Genomic DNA, 1,090 nt, shown 5'->3' with positions numbered 1-1,090 from the left:
TTTGATAACTTTCGGGCGAGGCTATTAGCTTGCTTTTCTAATTAGTTTTGCTTATCACCTTGACTCCAGAAGAGCCCAAATTTAGATATCAGACCACTTCAACCAGACAGAGATAAATCCACATACGGCGGCTGGACTCTACTTTTTAAATATTGTCAGTCAAGCGAGTTTAAACAAGCCTTCCAATCTATTGACTATATCATTATCCAGATAGATACGGATGTTTCAGACGATTATAATATCCCCAAGCAAGATGAAAACGGTGAATTTACTCCTCAGCAGTTAATTGAAAAAGTTATTGAAAAGTTTAGGGGTGCGATCGGCGATGATTTTTACAGCCAATATCAACAAAAAATTATATTTGCAATCTCCGTACATTCTATTGAGTGTTGGTTGCTTCCACTGTATCCAGACGAAAATAAAAAATCTAAAGTTACCAACTGTCTCAAGGCTTTAAATTCGCAACTTGCGAAAAAAAACAATCCTACGATCGACGCTAATGCTAAAAATCCTGAATATTATCGAATAATTTCAAAACAATATCGCAAGCATAAAGTTTTGATGAAGCATTACGCAGAAAATCCCAGTTTAAAAACTTTTATAGAAGAGATTCAAAGCAGAGACATTAAGATTGGTGGTGAAGAGGATTGGTAATGAAGCAAGTTATTATGTCATATAATAGAAACATAGTTATCGGAGATTACCGTGCAAGCATACAAACTTAGAGGTAAAATCGATGCAACTGGCAACTTGGTAGTTGTGGAACCCGTGAATCTGCCGCCGGGAGATGTAGAAATCATCGTCTTGCAGCTACCTGATACGGTTAAACAAGCCAGCGCGTCAGAAAATGCGATCGCACCTGAAGCACCTCAAAAAAAGTTTAAAACTAACGTGAAGGCATTTCAAGGTTTATTCGATCGAGATGCTGTACCGGAACCGCTGGATTTTGACGATCCAGACAAACAAGCAAAATGGGAATATTTAAAGCAAAAACATAACTTGTGAAAATCCTGATATAGCAATCCTAAATGATTTTCTATATCTAGAGCAATCCTAAATGATTTTCTGTGTGTAAGTATATTGACGTATT

At 36.8% G+C, this 1,090-nt stretch carries 2 protein-coding genes; both read left to right on the top strand.

The features are described 5' to 3' along the window. Positions 1-393: 393 nt before the first annotated feature. Positions 394-654 (top strand): hypothetical protein, encoded by a 261-nt coding sequence (locus tag QUA13_RS32600; protein ID WP_333205250.1) that lies wholly within the window; start codon positions 394-396, stop codon positions 652-654. Positions 655-705: 51 nt separating this feature from the next. Then, entirely contained in the window at positions 706-1,005 is a 300-nt protein-coding gene (locus QUA13_RS32595) for a hypothetical protein (protein WP_333205249.1), read from the top strand. Positions 1,006-1,090: the final 85 nt, after the last annotated feature.

Source organism: Microcoleus sp. S28C3, assembly GCF_036700785.1.
Classification (GTDB): domain Bacteria; phylum Cyanobacteriota; class Cyanobacteriia; order Cyanobacteriales; family Microcoleaceae; genus Microcoleus; species Microcoleus asticus.
This window is presented reverse-complemented; position numbering and strand designations above follow the sequence as displayed.